Genomic DNA, 14,799 nt, shown 5'->3' with positions numbered 1-14,799 from the left:
GTACCCCGTCCGGGCGCTGGGCAGATGCACCGCACCCGGGCGCCCGTCGGGCAGTCCTCTCGCGCGCGCGGAATTGACCGGGAAGAGGCGGCGTAAACACATGAGAAGAACCCAGTCCTGCGTGGCAGCGACAGCGGACACGACCAGGGATGTCCGCTTGGCAGAATACGGTGCCCTCAAAGCAGAGCAGACGTCGCGGATAGCATTACGGGACCGTCTGATGTATGCCGCGCTTGCCGCGCTCGCGGCGACGTTGGCCCTGGTGATCCAGCCGGCCGGGCGACCGTACTTGCTTTTGCTGCTGCCGTTGGTGTGTATCACCCTGGGATGGACCTATTTCTCCAACGACCAGAAGATCTCGGCGATCGGCAAGTATTTGCGGCGTCACCTGGCGCCCGCATTGGGGACGTCCGATGGTCGGGCGGGCGGGTCGCTCGCCTGGGAGTCGGTCCACCGATGTGATCCGCTGCGGCGGCTCGACAAGTTCACGCAGCTGGCAGTGGACTTGTTGATGTTCGTGGTCCCGTCGCTGCTGTCGACCGTGCTCTATTGGGCCGCCGGTGACCTGCGCGCAGATCTATTCACCCTGTCGATCATCGAGGCGCTGGTCACCCTGGGGTTCGCGGCACGCGTGGTCGCCGCCGCTTACGCGTTGGCCAGGGAACAGGATCCTTCACGGGCATAGACGGAGGTGCTGCCCGCCGCAGCTACCCTGGGAGACGACCCGCTCGCGCGGGGAGACGGTGATGAGGCGCATGGTGAATTAGTTGTGGGGAGAACACCGTCCCGAAGCACCTACCCGACAACCCGTTCGGACCACTCTTCTCGCGTGTGGAGAACGCTGCATCCGCTATGTCGGGGCTCCCTGTGGCGGGACCACCCCCGCTCGCGCGGGGAGAATGACGACCAGCTGCGGTTCACCCTCGGCCGTCCGGCCGGTGAGCACGGCCTCGATCCGCGCGGCAAGAACGGGGCTGGCGATCGAGACCGCCGCGGCCACCGGCCGTTCCGCCCAGGCCGCGGCGAGCCATCCGATCCACCGCTCGTGGTGAGACGCATGTGCCGAAGGGGACCTGTCCGGTCCATTAAGCACACCCGGTGCGCGCGGGCCGCGGTCCACTGACGGATTGTCAACCTCGCATGAGCGGGCCGGCGGGGCACGGACTGCTACCGTGCGGCTACAACATCCCCAAGAGCCTCGGCGGAGGGTTCGACCATGGCGAAGCCCGCGTACCCGGTGTCGATCAAGGGCGTGCTGGTCCGCGACGGCCGGGCCTTGCTGCTGCGCAACGAACGCGACGAGTGGGAACTGCCCGGCGGCCGGATCGAGGACAACGAGACCCCGGAACAGACCGTGGCCCGCGAGATCGCCGAGGAAACCGGCCTGCCGGTGACGGTCGCCGAGATCCTGGACTCCTGGATGTACCACATCACCGTGGCGGACAAGGACGTGTTCATCGTGACCTACGGCTGCACAAGCAGCTCGACCGCCGAACCGGTCATCAGCCACGAGCACAACCGCATCGCCGAGTTCGCCGAACACGAGATCGCCGCACTGCCGATGCCTGAGGGCTACAAGCGCTCCATCGCCACCTGGTTCGACCGGCTCCGCACCCTCCACACCACCCGATAGGCGAACGCGGTGGCCACCGGGTGCACACGCTGTGGAACGCCCCTCGGCCGCTTCGCACCGACTCCGGTGTGCCCCACCTGCCAGGCCAATACCGCAGCGCTGCCCGCGCCGCCGGCCCGGCTGGCGCCCGCGGTGTGGATGTGGTCCAACCCCGCCGCTGGCAAGGCACTGTCCACTCGCGACTTGCCCGCGATCATGCGCGCCTACCGCCACGCCAACGACCTGTCCCAGGAAGCCCTCGCCGCGATCCTGGACTACGACAAGAGCTACATCGCGATGATCGAAACCCACCGCCGCGACCCCGGCGACGTCGCCGTCCGCCGGCACATCGCCCGCGCGCTAGGCCTGCCTTCACACTTTCTCGGCGTCACCGAACCCGATGACGCCGACTTCGCCGCGCTGGTGCAGTTCGGCGACTCCGTGATCCGCCTCGCCGAGATCGCCCGCCAATCCGGCCGGGCCGTCGAGGCAGTCAACGAGCTGTGGCCCCTCGTCGCCCGGCTGGAAGCCCGCGCCGCCGAAGGCCGCCTGGAGCGCGACACGCTTGCACGGCAACGAACTACGCAAAGCCGGTCGCCTGCCAGCCGCGGTCACACGCCTCGACCACGCCCTCGCCATCTCGACCGACCCCACCGGACAAGGCTCCGCGCTGGCGCTGGCAGCGCGCGCCGCCGGCGAAGCCGGGCTGCCCGACCAGTTCGAGGCAGCGATCAACCGCTGCCGCCGCCTACTGGACACCGGCGCAGAACACGGAATGCTGGTCAACCCCTCTATCCTGCGCGAAATCCACGCCCGCGGACTGCTCGCCCTCGGCCAGCCGACCCAGGCGTTGCGCGTGCTGACCACCGATAGCGCTGGCGAGCCCGCGGCCCCGCGGTGGCAGGTCATTGAACGCGGCACCACCGGTGAAATCCTCACCGCCAGCCGAGATCGCGACGGAGCCCAGAAATCCCTGCTGGCCGCCATCACCATCGCCGAACAACGACGACTACCCCACCAACTCCAACGTGCCATCCGCGCCACCAACCGCGGCGGCCTCGCCGCCGTCGCCCACACCGCTCAGACCACACTGCAGCGCCTCCGGGACCAGCTCGCCCCGACCGCCTGACCCAGCATTCCTCGCTGTCCAATGACGAATTATCAACGTCGGACGATCGGACGGTCTGCGCGAAGGGCAACGACCGACGCGCTAGAGATGCTCACCGTTGGGTTTCTTCCCACGGTGCCGCCACCCTGGCTCTTGCCCCGGGGGTGGAGATGAAGGTGGTGCAGCGGAGGTTGCGGCACTCCTCGATCACCGTGACCGCCGACACCTACACGACCGTTCTGCCCGAAGTCGCACTCGCTGCGGCCGAGGCGACGGCCAAGATCATCCCGCGGACGGCAACGCGACAGCTCGGGCTCGTCTCGGGCACGTCACCGACCATTGTGGACGGACAACAAGCGGAAGAAGTGTTTCCGGATAACACAAAACCCCAGGTCACCGTTTTAAGTGACCTGGGGAATGAGGGTGCGCCATCAGGGACTCGAACCCCGAACCCGCTGGTTAAGAGTCGAGACCTTGGCGTGTCGGATGGTGTCGAGTGATGCCGGACAAGACCTTTTCCTCTGCTCGGCGGCGGTTGCGGCCGTGCGTTGGTGTCGATTGGTGTCGTGGAGTGTCGTCCTGTTTCGGGCGGCTCGGGCTCGCCTCGGGCTCGCCAGTGGCGGACTCTGTCGTCGAGTTCATGGGCGTTGTGTGTTGCTGTGTGAGAACGAAGAGCAAGTATCGAAGTGGCCATTCGCGACTGCCTGGTGTTGGTCGCGGGATCGTGCTTTCGGCAGGGCGCCGTGTAGACGGTCCCGCGTCTGAACGGCGGTTTTCCCATGGTTTGCTGGTGATCGAGCGCGGTTTCCGGGTCGGCGATCCTGCGGGTGGTGCTTGATGGCCGCGGGGAAGCGGAATTCGGAGGTTCCGCTGGCTTCTGATCCTGTTGTGGTGGTGCGGGTGGTCACGGTGATCATGGGTACGGTTGTCGGGCTCACGTTTCTGTTCGGTTTCGGCAACGTTCTGAATCTGGCCCTCCACTTGGGCGTGCCTGTCTGGGTGGCGCCACTTGTCGCGCCTGCGGTCGACCTGACGATTCTCGGTATCCTGCTGGGCACTCGGCATCTCGTGGTCCGGGGTGTTGGTGCGGACGCGCTTCGTCCATTGCGTCGGTTGCTGATCTTCGCCAGCGTGGTTACGTTGGCGTTGAACGTGGCAGGTCCACTCGTCGCGGGCGAGTACGGGAAGGCGGCGTTCGACGCCGTTGGACCGCTGCTCTTGATCGGGTGGTCCGAGGTCGGTCCTGGTCTGCTTCAGGCGATGATCGAGACATGCGAGGCGCCGTCGCGCCTTCACACCGAGGGTGGTTCGCAGGTCGATGGGGACGAGGCGGTTGACGCCGGGCCAGTCCGCGTCGGGGGTGAGAACGTCGCGGGCGGTCCCGAGGAACGACCGGCTTTGTGCCGGGGTAGGGCTGTGCAGGATGACCTGCTGGGGCGGGCGAGAGAGGAAGACGAGAGCCATTGGGCGCGGTACAGGCGTCCGATTTCGGCAGAGACGTTGCGGAAGCGGCTGGGTGTGGGGGCGGCTCGTTCGCGGGTCCTGGTTTCGGCTGTCAGGTCTGGGCAGGTGGCGAGCGCGTCCCCGTACTCCGTGCAAGCGGTTCGTGCGATCAGGTCATGAATCCGTTGGGCGGCGCGCCTCGGTGCAGGTGCCCCCGGCGTCGAGGCTGCTCCAGCGGTTCATGCCAGGTTGCACATCATCAGCGTCAAGGACTCCGGCTGGACGTCGATGATCGAACTGGATGGCGCACTCCTTCTGATCATGGCGTGGGTCGCAATGTCAGAATTGTCCTTCGCGCCAGGGGTACGCGCCATGCTGCTCAGGTTGTGATCAGCTCGCTGAGGCGCGGGTGATGACTTCCTCGTCGGTGAGTGGGCTGCGCGGGTGGTAGCTGAGGCATAGGGGTGTCCGCAACTTCCGCGGCGCGGACCCTTCGGCCGCCAGGTAGAACTCGCCGCTGCTGAGCCGGGATACATCCGGTACGTCGCCGCCCTTGGCCTTGGCCATCTGCCGGGCTGCCTCGACCTGCGTCGGGCTGTTGAGCAGGCCATAGAACTGGGTCGACGCGTTGCCCGGGATGCGGTTGTGCACCCCCTTGGGCGATTGCGTGGCAAACATCAGCCCGAGCCCGTACTTGCGGGCCTGCGACGCTAGCGCCAAGGTGCTCTGGGTGCACGCGGTGATCGCACCCGACGGGGCGAACGTCTGGGCTTCGTCCATGATGAACAAGCCGAGCAACGGACGGTCGGCGGCGGGGTGCTTCTTGATCCACGCGAACAAGGCCATCTGCAGTTGGTTGACGAAGCTCTGCCGGGCTTGGTCCGATGGCAGTCCGACCAGGCTGATAACCGAAATTCTAGCTTTCTTGCCGGGAGCCGGCGTGAGCAGAAGGCCGGGGTCGGCAGGGGCGCCCGTACCGCCGAACAAGGGATCGTTGACCATCGTGGCCATCAGCGCCTGCGCCAGACCGGCGGCGATTTTACCCGCGTCGGCGATATCGATGATGCCGTCTGGGAGGTCTGCGAGCGTGTCGATCAGCCCCCGCAGTGATGATCCACCACGACGGCCGTAGTGCTCGACGGCCCGGCGCAACACCGCCTGCCCCAAATGCGCCTTCACGGCCCGCCCGCCGAGCATGGCGCGGGGCGCGAGCGAGGCGACGGCCGCTTCTACGGCTTCGGCGAACTCGTCGGGGGCGTCGAGAGTGGCCCCGAAGTCGGGCAACGGCTGAAAGCTCAACGGACGGCCGGCTTCCCGGCGCGGAGTCCACACCACTACATCGGTCTGATCCAGGTAGCGGGCAGCGCTCGCCGCATCGCCGTCGCCCCACTGCGCCGGCGGCTCGGGCCACGCGTCACCGAGCCGGGCCAAGTCGTTGTTGGGGTCCAGGACGATGGACGAAACGCCCTGTAAAGCGCACTCTTCGACGAGCCTGCGGATCAATACCGTTTTTCCCGAGCCGGATCCGGCGAAGATCGTCGTGTGCTTGCGCAACGCTTCCAGGCCGAGACGGACTGATTCCCCGGTCGTGTGGTCACGTCCGACGACCAGCGCCGGCCGCGCCGATTCGTCTGGCGACGGGACGACGGTGCGAGCGAGCGACCCGCTCGGCTCCGGGCCGGCAGAAAGCCACGAGTCGGCGTCCCCCAACGCCGCTTTCAACACCGAAAGCTGCTGGGCTGGACGCCGCGCAGTCAGCCACTGCCCTAGTTCGGCCGAACCTTCGTCGAGCAGCGCCCGCAGCGAAGCCAAGGTGCGCAGATCATCCTGGTCCAGCGGCAGAGTTCGCCCGCCCCGCTCCACGACGGCCTCGACCTCGTTCTGCGTCTTGGTGCCCGACCAGGGCTCGTTGCGCAGCACGAAGAGCTTGCGCTTGGTCACCATGCTGTCCAAGCCGGTCGCGGTGTCGGCCCGTCGCAAGCGGTTCAGCGCCGCATTGCCGTGGTGCTGGTCGCTGACCGCTCGGAAGCACCAGTGCACCTCGTCTTCGCGATCTTCGTCGAGAGTGAGCCGCAGCCGGGCGTGCAGAGCGGGCTTCTCGCTGGGCAGTGGGTCGACGCTGAAGGCCGCGCCCCGTTCACCGCGCTCGTGGACCCAGGCGATGAGGCCGGCTTCGAGCAGCCGCGGGATCTGGCTGTCTTCGGTATCGGCTTCGAGTGGGGTCGCCACGTCGGCGGTGTCCTTGAGCGCTTCGAATCGGCTGTCGTACCGGTACAGTAGCGCAGCGTCCACAGTGGACGTCGAGTCCTCTTCGGACAGTGTCGGTGTTTCGTTCACCGGCGCAGCGAGCCGCGTAAGCTCCCTTAAGGAGCCTGAAGACAGGCAGGCGCGGACGTGAGTGTCGACGGTGATGAGCAGCTGCCGGGGAGTGAACTCAGCGGTGTCCTCGAACGCTTCGGGGCGGACCGGCCAGGTGGGGTATGGCGGAACGAAACCGAGCCGGTCGAACTTCGGCCCGAATCGCCGGGCGATGATCTCACGGGCGACATCGCCGCTTTTGATTGTTTGCAGCCACGGTGCTTCCCGGAACCGGTCGGACGCGGTGGCGGTGGCCTTCCTCTGCACCTGTGCCCAGGTGGCTGGCAGGCAAGCCACCACGGTCAGCGTGCGACGAGTGCGTTCCCGCAGCGACATCAGTCCACCGGCGATTCCTTCAATGACCATCGCCTGGTGCCGGACGGCTTCTTCCTCCGCTTGCCGGGCCTGATCGGTACCCACCGTCGATTGGGCCACCAGCACGTCGATCTGGTCGACCGCCACCACCGCCGGACCGGTCAGCGCCAGCAGCCGCGACAGCTCCTGGACCACTTCCTCGGCCGAGCGCGGCGACCGCCGAATTCCCCAGGCGGCGCGTTCGCCCGGCGTCCCCTCCTCGTCGCAGGCGAAGTAGCTGTTGGCGATTTCCCGCTGGGTCACATCCTGCGAGGCGCTGAGGGCGAGGGCGCGCGCGGTCTCCCCACTGGTACGGACCAGGTAACCGTCGATTGCGGCCAGTCCGTCCATGAAGGCGTCCAGCGTCTCCTTCGTCAGCGTGCTCTCACCAGTGAACGCACGACGGACGGCGCGGGGAGCTCCGACTTGGGCTGACAGCCGGCGCATCAACAGCCGCTGCTGGGATTCGCTGTCCGGCACCGGCCGGGCCAGCCCGTCCATCATCGACGCCAGCACGCTCACCCAGAAGTGACGGGCGCTGAGCAGACTCACCAGGAAGAAGTATCCACCGCGCGCCTGCACCTGCTGGCGCAGCCAGCCGAGCAGATGGGTCTTGCCCGCACCCCGCTGTCCCTCCAAGACCAAACCGATCGGGCTGCCGTCGGCACTGGCGGCCGCGTCGTCGATGCCGCCGAGTACCGCGTCGACGACCCCCGGATGCAGCCCGTCGACGTGGAAGGTGGGCATCCGCCACACGTCATCGGGCACGGGAGCCCAGTCGAACCGCAGCGCCGCCAGTGCCGCGCGCTCGGCGTCGTTCATCGCAGCCCGATCGCGAGCAGATGCTTGTCCTGACCGCCGAGGTGGATCGCAGCGACTCGGTCGGCGTCGGTCAGTGACTTCTGGTTTTCTTCCGGCACCAGGGTGACGTCCGGTGCGCGGTTCAACCGGCGCAGCGCCTCGTCCACATCTGCATCGGGGACGTCTGCGAAGAACGGCCGCAACCGCGTCAGCGACACCCATGCGGTTGGCTTCGCGGCGAGGGCTGTGTAGGCAGCGCGCAGCCGTGCTTCGAGATCGGTGGACGGCTCGGATGCGGCGATGTCTTCCCAGGAGAACATTTCGGTGAGATTGTGGCACCGAGTCCGGGGCAGGACGCGGTCACGCAGGTTGCCGTGCAGGGCGGCTAATGCACCGCTGATCGTGCGCGCCCTCGGGCTGCTGACGTCGAGATCTTCGTGAACCCGCGTCCAGCCTTTGTCGTCCAGCTCGTGCAAGTACGTATTGCCGGACTTCTCGCTATGGACCAGCTGGAGCCGGTTGAGCTTTACCCGGCGGTCCTTCTCGACGTTGATGCCGTAACGGGAACGGAGCTCGGTGTTGAGTACCGAGCGTGCTTCGGCCATCAGCACGATGAGCACCGCACCGTCCGAGGGAGTCAGGTCGTCGTTGGTCATGCTAGCCCTTTCCCAGATGAATCGTTCGCGCCGAAGCGGATACCGTACTGCGCCTGGCCCCGATCATCGATCGGCTCCGGGCGGGCCGGCGGGCAATCCGAATTGCCGGATCCGGTGGACCTCAGCACTGTCGACCGCGGGGTCGGCGGTGAGCAGCGCAAGGTAGCGCTCGGAGGCTTCGTCGGTGCCTGCGTTCACTTCGGCCAGCAAGCCTTCCCCGTCGCCGGCGTCGAACAGCGCGGTGATCAGCTCGGCGGTGGCGTCCTTGTCGTTCGCTACGGTTCTGCGGCGGAGATCGTCCAGATCGTGCGGCGTCACGCCAGCACGTCGTTCGAGTAACCGGTCCAGGTGAAAGCCGGCCACCGAGTGGCCGGCTCGCATGCGTTCTTTCAGTTCTTCTTCGCGGCCGAGGCTGCCCAGCAAGTCATCGAGCCGGTCCTCTGCGAACGAGTTGCCGCGGTTTGCCAAGTCCCGCAATTCATCGACGCAGCCCCGGTCGGCCAGCACCTCGGCCAGGTCTTCGACGGCGACCACATCATCGGCTTCAACGCGCAGCCGCAACGCGTGCGCCTGCCCTCCGTCGGTGAGCAGCTCCACGAGCAGCTCTTTCGCGTGAGTATCCTCGTCGGCACGACTCCGTAACTGCTCGGCCCAGGCCCGGAGCTTGATCAACCCCGTATGCAGCGCCCGCCGCCGCTCGTCGGCCGGATCGTCCGCCAGCCAGGCATCCGCCGTCGCGATCGCTTCACCTAAGGCACCTTGCCGGCGCAGCAAAGCGATCAGCTGTCCTGTAGCGCCCCGGTCGCCGGCCTCGTGGAGCCGACGGAACGCCCGCTCCGCGTACTGGTAACGCATCCGGGCGAATGCCGTGCCAGCGAGCCGACGCAGGTCGTCAGCGTCGCGCACGTGATCGAGCAGCGCCATCCACAAGCTTTCGGGCGGGCACACAGTCCGCCAAAGGCCAGCGATGTGCTGCACGAGGTAGTCGGCGACCAGGTAACCCGCCACCTGGCCGGGCTGATCACCGGAAACCGGGTCCAGGGCGCAGATTTCGCCGTGCAACGACCGGGTGGCGTATTTGAGCGCGCGTTCCAGCCACGCTTCGACCGGGACCGACCGCTGTTTGGGAGTCAGGTAATCCGCCATCGCCAGGACTAGCATGTCCGCCGGAAGCGGGCTCTGCACACCGAGCCGGCGAGCGTCCGCGGCCACCGAAATCATGGCCCTGCTGTACGGTTCCGGCGCCTGCTCCCAGCAGAGCACCAGATCGGGTGCGGCAGCGAGCACCTGGGTGACGCCGACGCGGGGCATGGCCAGGGCGGTCTTGAGCCTGCTGTCCGTGATCGCAGCCTCGGCGGCGCGGCGCCGCTCGTCGACGGAGAAGCTTTCCGGCACCTTGATGAGATGGGCGAAATCGACCAAGCGAACCGCTGCGCGGCCGTCGCCCCCGGTCACCGGCTGGTCCTTTATGGCGAAATACGCGGTCGGCCAGAGGGTGCCGACGACGATCAGCCCAAACGTCCGGACCAGCGTCACGACGTGCTCCTTCAGCAGCGCCGGGTTGGCCCCGAAGTAGCGGTCGAGATCATCCAGCCACACCACCGTGCGTTCTGTGCGCGCGGCCAGCAAGTCATGGATCTCGCGTGTGCCGGCGGGCTGAACCAGCCACCATTCGGGGACAACGTCCTTCACTGCTTCCGCGAGCGAGCGGGTCTTGCCCCATGACGAACCACCGAGGAGCAGCACGAAGCAGCCGCTCTCGGCACCGCGAGCAATCGCGTCGCGAAGCTCGTCATCGAAATCGCGTGGCACGTAGACCGGCAATTCGTCCTGGACGCCGTAAAGAAAAATCGCCGGGTGCACGCCCAGTTCACGCAGGGAAACCTCGTCCACGCGACGTGCGTCGGCCGGTCCCTGGCCCACCGACGCGTTGATCCGCTGCCAGGCAATGAGCACCTGGGTGCGTTCCGCCATCGGTACGCCGAACACAACGAGCAGGCTTTGCAGCAGGTCCTTCTTCACCGGACGCTGGCCGCTCAGCACGTCGCTAACCATGACGGCGGGCAAAGCCCGCAGGACTTTCCCGTTGCCGGCCAACCGCCGGCCAGCCGCCTCGAGCTGGGCAAGGCTCAGCCCGCTTCGCCGGTGAAGGTCGTTGAGGTAAACCGCGAAATCGGTCCGGGTGTGCAACGGCGGAAGACCGGAAGGGTCGACGGGCGTCAGCGGGATCACCTTCAGGAGAGCAACCGGACACTGCACGTCAGCTTATGGGTGGCGAGAGGCAGGCGCCATGACTTCACCTTGATACTCACCCATTCGCCCCATCTCGGATCGCCTGGCGGGCATACCCTCCCGACCGCAAATCCGTTAGGACCGAAAGGACCCTTGGGCGGCCAGCCCAGCACGTCGCGAGCGAGCGCCCCGCTGAGACGCAAGGTCGTGATCATCCCGGCACTCACGTAACTGCACGGCTCGCCCGCCTGCTCAGGAGCCCGCTGCCTCACCGCAGCGCGCCGGCCGGCGCGGCGATCTGGTACCGGTCCGCTTCGCCGACCTCGCGGTCGCGCACGCCTTTGCTGCGCTGCGGCCTCTCCGGATGACCGATCACGAGAAGGACGTCGAGATTCCCGCTCTACGCCACCGGCGCACCGTCCTGCGGCGACAATTCGGCGACCAATCTCCACGCCTGCGGCCGGAGGATGGGGCGTTGCTCGCGGTGTTGCTCGTGCCGCTGTCCCGTGCGACGCTGCGCCGGTTTCGACTGTTGGTTCGCCCGGATACGGTGCTTCGCTGGCATCTAGTTCGAGCAGGGGGCTGCTGTGCAGCAGTCGGCGGCCGACGTCGTGGATGAGAAGCGAGATTCGGCGGCCGCGGCGGCGTGAATGGCCATGTGGGGCAGGATGTCGCAGGCCATGCCCGCTGGCGCCCGCTGGTGGTCTCAGGCAAGACGTGCTGCCCTCGACACGTTGTGCGGAACCTGCTTTAACGACGGTCAAGCGCTTGCGAAGCCCGGCGTCGCGGCCGGTAGGCAGTACACTTCATGGCCATGGAATCGGACAGGATGCCGGCACCGCCGTTCCCTGCACCTGACTCTCCGGTGTTGTGGATGATCATCGAGAACTCTCTCAGGGCGTACGACGCGGGTGAGGTCGACGTGCGTGGCGCGATCGTCCACGCGGCTGTTCACGGGTGGTACGAGGGGCATGCGCAGGGGGAGGATGTCTGTCCAGGTTGTGACTTTCGAGGCGAGTTGCTCAAGCAGCATGGGAACGGTGTAGACAACCGTGCCCAGTTCGTCGAAGAGCAGCGGGGGCCGAACCTCGGCGACGAGTAGGTCGAGGTGCACGGCACGTAAGTACGACAACCAAGGCGGCCAGTGGTGGCCCTCATGATCGATACCACACCGCTGTCCGAGGGCACCCGGTGCCCTCGGTGCTGGGGGCGAAAGGCGGAGCCGGGCGCAGCCCATGCTGGTCGAGATGACGCACCGGGGCCAGGAACTTGACTACTCGCCGTCGAAATCCTGTCGCACGCGGCCGTGCGGCTCGGCGGTCTCTACGCGCTGTAGCTCGTCGCGCAGAACCCTCCCAACAAGCAGCGGCAGAAGATCGTCAACATGCTTTGCACGTACCTGTGGCTGCCGATTGCCCTTCGAACAGGACGGCCGAGAACCCCAGCAGGAACCGGAGTGCGGCTGGCCGCGCAGCGCATCATCGCGCGGCCAGAACGCGAACGCGACCGACACCTAGGTCATGGCCCCGGGATAACCCCGCTCGCGCGGGGAGAAGCGCCCGTGCGGAAGCCACGACGGCGCTGGAGACGGACCACTCCCGCTCGCGCGGGGAGAGCGGGGCACCCGAGCCCTTCCGCGCGGAGCGGGTCGGGCGGCCAGTGTTGCCGTTTCGGCACGACTCCAGTGGCTGTGTAACTCGCTGCGAGCCGTCGAGCGATGAGGCCTGCGACGTATCTCATGCTTCAGCGATTCGGAGGTATTTGCAATGGAGGGGGATCCGCTCACTGGCTGGGCGACCGTGGCCCTGGGCGCTGTCGCGCTGGCGACGCTGGTGTACACCTTGGCGACCGCAAAACGAGACCGGGGAGACGCCGACCGGCGCCTCAAGGAACAGCATGACTTTGACGACAGACGAGCGCAAAGGGACCGTGCAGACGCTGAAGCTCGGCTGGTTGAAGAGCGAAAGGCCGCAGATCAGCGGCTCGAGTCCGAGCGTGCGCACATGGAGCAGGTGCGCCAGCGGGAGCGGCAGCAGGACAGCGGCACCCGGCTACTCGGGTACATCGCGAACCTACTGCCGCTGATGGGCCGCGTTCCGTACGTGTTCATCAGGTCCGGGTCCACGCAGACTTCCGGCGTGCGCGGTGACCAGGCAGATGTCGAGTGTGAATTGCTGGTGCAGAGGCTCCAGCTCGGGGGGTTCGCGGACCTTCCCGGGCTCCGCAATGCGCAGGCGACCGAGCAATACCGAATTCTGGTGCATCTCGCGCTGACTGCCGCGCGCGGCGAACACCACCGTGACGACGATACCGGCGACACGGTACGAAAGAGGGCCGCCAATCTGGCCGCTCTGGACCTGTCGCGATATGCGACGTTCGTGCGGTTGTCGCTGGAACACTTGATCGAACATGGCGAGAGCCTGAACCCCGGCGACGGCGGGGCAGGCATAACCTTCCCGATGTTCACCCGGCGACCGGGCGATGGTTCGGCATGGTCCCCATCGAACGTGCCGCAGGGCTGGCAAAACGCGGTCTCCCGCGATAATCCGAACGATCCCCAGTACCGGGCAGCGAAATAGCAGGCCGGTTGATTGTCGGCCGCTCGGTGAAAGGCGCGCTTGCCGCGTTCGACGATTCTACGGGTTCCCGCCGACTCCTGTCGGCGGGCTTCTACCGCCTGCACCTCACACCCGGCATGGCCCGGCTGGTGCGGTTCACGCTGCCGCTGACCCAGTTCGGCTACCCCGGCCCGATCCAGGTAATGGTCGGCGCCGCGTCCGACGACATCCGCGCAACCGTGACCCTCGAGGTCACCGGTCCACTCCGCGAACTGACCGACCGGCGCACCTACCTCGCCGTCGCCACCGCGGTACCGGTACCGGTACCGGTACCGGTACCGGAAGGACCGAGAGCATGAAGTCCCAGGACGCCCTCGCCCAAGTCTCGGTCGGGAGTCGTCGTTGGGTTGGCCCGTGCTGTGGCCGGCGGACGAGGCGTGGCCGGTGTGCTCGGTCGACCATCCCGATCCTCGGCCGTCGACCAGCGCACGGGGGGCGGAAACTGCTGCGGCGTCTCAAGGAGGTCCGCGCGAGGATGCAGCTGAGGCGCTCGGCTCCGCACAGTCCGAATTGGACACTGTCGCGGAGTTACTCGGCCGCGACAACTACCGGCTCGCCCACTACATGCCGGGGAGCCTCGCATGACCCGCGTACGCCGTTTCCTCAAGAGCGGCTTCGGTCTCGTCACACTGGCCTGCCTCGTGCTCGCCGGCTGGGCGAGCTGGTCGGCCGGAGTGTTCGACGGCCCGCACGCCAGCTGTCCTAGATGCGACGGCCACGCGGTGGCGTGTCCTTGCGGTCATGGCGGTGGCGCGTTGATTATGTCGATTCGGGTGGAGGCGCTTTCGCGGATAGTGAAGACGGTCCAGCTAGTGCGGCCCCAGTCCGCGGGGGCGAGGATGTGGAGGCCGTGTGTGGGGATTAGTTCGCGCAGGCCCCGGTATCGGTAGTGGAAGTACTGGTCCGGCGAGGGGTCGTAGCTCAAGCTCACGCCGCCGCCGGCGATGTCCAGCTTTTTGGTGCTGTGCAGGAGAATCTCCGGTTGCGAGCGTAGCGTGGCCGCGTCATTGGCAGCGATGGTGCGACCGACGTGATTGGCGTACTGTTCGGTGACAAGGACGAATCCCATCAACCCGAGGCCGACGAGGACGAGCGTGGCGAGCCGTTCCGAGGTGTCGCCGAGGGGCGCGACCGCCGGGATGAGGGCGCGGCGGTAGCCGATGACGGCGGCGCCAAGGAAGATCGCTAGCGGGCCGGCGATAGCGGTCGGCCAGGTCAGGATGTGCCCTGCGAGCAACAACATTGAGCCTCCGGCGAGCAGACATATGCCGACGGGGGTAGCGCTCCGCAATGTCTGTCGGACGATCCGATGCTGCCGATGCGGAGGTCGTGCGAGCTCCCGACGTATCAGTTGGTGCAGCCTCAGCATCGCGAACGTGCCGAGCAAGAGGACGAGAGCAGGTTGCAAGGCTGAGTTGATACTGCGCTGGACGTACTCGGTGACCGACAGGTCCAGCAACCCCGTATTGACTCCGTAGTAGTCGGCTGTTGCGTTGGTTCGTACCCACCCGATGCGGTATAGAAGTACGCCCAGGATCGCAGCCTCGGAGATCGCGAGAATAGTTGCCCATATGCCTCTTTTGTCCGTCAGAGCTGTGGGGTGAGCGGGGCTGGCTG

General features: G+C 66.8%; 13 protein-coding genes. 8 read left to right on the top strand and 5 right to left on the bottom strand.

Translation table 11 applies throughout. The annotated features are described in order from the left end of the window. Positions 1 to 157: 157 nt before the first annotated feature. Both BMY97_RS25425 and BMY97_RS25420 read left to right on the top strand, forming a co-directional pair. Positions 158 to 685, top strand: coding sequence for a hypothetical protein (locus BMY97_RS25425; RefSeq protein ID WP_143086293.1), 528 nt, complete (start codon positions 158 to 160; stop codon positions 683 to 685). Positions 686 to 1,216: 531 nt separating this feature from the next. Then, positions 1,217 to 1,633: an NUDIX hydrolase gene (locus tag BMY97_RS25420; protein WP_091620731.1), complete on the top strand. Its 417-nt coding sequence runs from the start codon at positions 1,217 to 1,219 to the stop codon at positions 1,631 to 1,633. Between the two features lie 351 nt (positions 1,634 to 1,984). On the opposite strand, the gene BMY97_RS48565 is transcribed toward BMY97_RS25420, so the two are convergent. Beyond that, on the bottom strand, positions 1,985 to 2,188 hold the full coding sequence (locus BMY97_RS48565; RefSeq protein ID WP_245787506.1) for a hypothetical protein: 204 nt from the start codon (positions 2,186 to 2,188) through the stop codon (positions 1,985 to 1,987). Here BMY97_RS48565 and BMY97_RS48560 point away from each other — a divergent pair. From BMY97_RS48560 to BMY97_RS25405, 3 genes are all read left to right on the top strand, one after another. Continuing rightward, complete coding sequence (locus BMY97_RS48560; protein ID WP_245787505.1) at positions 2,178 to 2,741, top strand: hypothetical protein; 564 nt, start codon at positions 2,178 to 2,180, stop codon at positions 2,739 to 2,741. The two genes, BMY97_RS48565 and BMY97_RS48560, sit on opposite strands and share 11 nt — an antisense overlap. Before the next feature lie 149 nt (positions 2,742 to 2,890). Beyond that, a complete protein-coding gene (locus BMY97_RS46180; protein ID WP_143086292.1) occupies positions 2,891 to 3,220 on the top strand; it encodes a hypothetical protein in 330 nt (109 codons plus the stop codon). A 337-nt stretch (positions 3,221 to 3,557) separates the two neighbouring features. Beyond that, positions 3,558 to 4,343 (top strand): hypothetical protein, encoded by a 786-nt coding sequence (locus BMY97_RS25405; RefSeq protein WP_245787485.1) that lies wholly within the window; start codon positions 3,558 to 3,560, stop codon positions 4,341 to 4,343. A 210-nt stretch (positions 4,344 to 4,553) separates the two neighbouring features. On the opposite strand, the gene BMY97_RS25400 is transcribed toward BMY97_RS25405, so the two are convergent. The 3 genes from BMY97_RS25400 to BMY97_RS25390 form a co-directional block, all read right to left on the bottom strand. Beyond that, a complete protein-coding gene (locus BMY97_RS25400; protein WP_091620726.1) occupies positions 4,554 to 7,697 on the bottom strand; it encodes an ATP-binding protein in 3,144 nt (1,047 codons plus the stop codon). After that, entirely contained in the window at positions 7,694 to 8,332 is a 639-nt protein-coding gene (locus BMY97_RS25395) for a hypothetical protein (protein WP_091620723.1), read from the bottom strand. Before BMY97_RS25395 ends, BMY97_RS25400 begins: the two co-directional genes overlap by 4 nt. A gap of 63 nt (positions 8,333 to 8,395) precedes the next feature. After that, the gene (locus BMY97_RS25390; protein ID WP_091620721.1) at positions 8,396 to 10,564 is read right to left on the bottom strand and encodes a tetratricopeptide repeat protein; all 2,169 of its coding nucleotides are present in this window, start codon (positions 10,562 to 10,564) and stop codon (positions 8,396 to 8,398) included. A gap of 874 nt (positions 10,565 to 11,438) precedes the next feature. Between BMY97_RS25390 and BMY97_RS25380 the strand changes: the two genes are divergently transcribed. The 3 genes from BMY97_RS25380 (at position 11,439) to BMY97_RS25370 (ending at position 13,481) form a co-directional block, all read left to right on the top strand. After that, positions 11,439 to 11,666: a hypothetical protein gene (locus BMY97_RS25380; RefSeq protein ID WP_218156869.1), complete on the top strand. Its 228-nt coding sequence runs from the start codon at positions 11,439 to 11,441 to the stop codon at positions 11,664 to 11,666. Positions 11,667 to 12,330: 664 nt separating this feature from the next. After that, positions 12,331 to 13,143, top strand: a complete 813-nt coding sequence (locus BMY97_RS25375; RefSeq protein ID WP_091620715.1) for a hypothetical protein — start codon at positions 12,331 to 12,333, stop codon at positions 13,141 to 13,143. 26 nt (positions 13,144 to 13,169) lie between these two features. Continuing rightward, positions 13,170 to 13,481: a hypothetical protein gene (locus BMY97_RS25370; protein WP_143086291.1), complete on the top strand. Its 312-nt coding sequence runs from the start codon at positions 13,170 to 13,172 to the stop codon at positions 13,479 to 13,481. Positions 13,482 to 13,921: 440 nt separating this feature from the next. On the opposite strand, the gene BMY97_RS47205 is transcribed toward BMY97_RS25370, so the two are convergent. After that, positions 13,922 to 14,425, bottom strand: a complete 504-nt coding sequence (locus BMY97_RS47205) for a hypothetical protein (RefSeq protein WP_177231541.1) — start codon at positions 14,423 to 14,425, stop codon at positions 13,922 to 13,924. Positions 14,426 to 14,799: the final 374 nt, after the last annotated feature.

The organism is Amycolatopsis saalfeldensis, assembly GCF_900110575.1.
In the GTDB taxonomy this organism is placed as follows: domain Bacteria; phylum Actinomycetota; class Actinomycetes; order Mycobacteriales; family Pseudonocardiaceae; genus Amycolatopsis; species Amycolatopsis saalfeldensis.
Note: the sequence above shows the minus strand (reverse complement) of the source record. Positions and strands in the feature narration are given on the sequence as shown.